Here is a 1,096-nt window from a genome sequence, read left to right on the forward strand (position 1 = left end):
ACGAACATGCGCTTCAAACGAGGTCACCGTAGATTCAAAATCGTTACGCTGCACGTTACTGATCGCGTTCTTCGCATCATTCCAGACATGCTCGATCGGATTATGATCCGGCGCATAGGGCGGAAAATTGATCAAATGAACATCCTGAAGTGTTTGCCCCTTGGCCAGTTCTGCACGGATCAGCTTGTTCTTATGCCATGAGGCGTTGTCCCACACAATCACGATCTTCTTCCCCGGATTCAACCCCACCAACGTTTGCACAGCCTCCAGAATCGTGGCGCTATTCTGCCAATCCAACCGCAACGTCACACACTCACCGGAGTCCTGGTTCAAGAAACCGATAAATGACTGGGAAGCCCTCTTCCGGTCCACTTTCAACACAGTCTTCGTATTCTTCTCATACCAAGCCTTGCGCACCACCGCCTCTTGATCGATACGCACCTCATCAGCAGCGAACACCAACGTATCAGCGTCAGCCAACGGTGCCACCAGCTCTGCCCGGATTTCCTTCACCCTCAGGTCAATAACCTTTTCATCGGCACGCCGACGGTCAAACTTCTCCGGCTTGTGAAACGACAACCCTGCCATGCGCAGCAAGAAATGATACGAAGTGTTAGAGGCGTACTCCACGTCGAACGTGGTCGATAACCAGTGATCCAGTTTCGGGACATCCCAGAACTCGGCCGGCAGATATTCCTCTCCTGGAGGCTGGGAAAGCACCTGCGTGACAGCTTCTCGTTGCTCCTCGGTCAGGAAGCTACGGTTCAGATTTCCTGCATGCCCCGTCAAGAGCGAAGCCATGCGCTGACGGTTCCAATCCGTCACCCAATCATCCAGGGTGGAGGGTTCACGATCCACGAATTCTGCAACGACTTCCGGGGCAACATCTCGAGAAAGCAAGAGCAATGCCTCAGCCTTTTTCACCACGAGTTTGTGGGGTGCATTGGCTTTGTACTTCTTCAGGAGTTGGCGCTCTTCATCGCTGAGTTGTGGGGTTCGCATAGCCCAAAATTAACACTGTCGCAGGATACAGGACAGGATTAACGCGCCGGGATCAATCTTTTTTCGGAACCGCTTTTGAACTATGACCGCCATA

General features: G+C 52.6%; 1 protein-coding gene. It reads right to left on the reverse strand.

What is annotated here, in order from left to right:
• On the reverse strand, positions 1-1,002 hold a 1,002-nt coding region (locus DQ353_RS21110), incomplete at its 3' end, for an IS630 family transposase (RefSeq protein ID WP_113765141.1).
• Between the last annotated feature and the right edge of the window lie 94 nt (positions 1,003-1,096).

The sequence above is a fragment of the Arthrobacter sp. AQ5-05 genome (assembly GCF_003287975.1).
Lineage (GTDB): Bacteria > Actinomycetota > Actinomycetes > Actinomycetales > Micrococcaceae > Paeniglutamicibacter.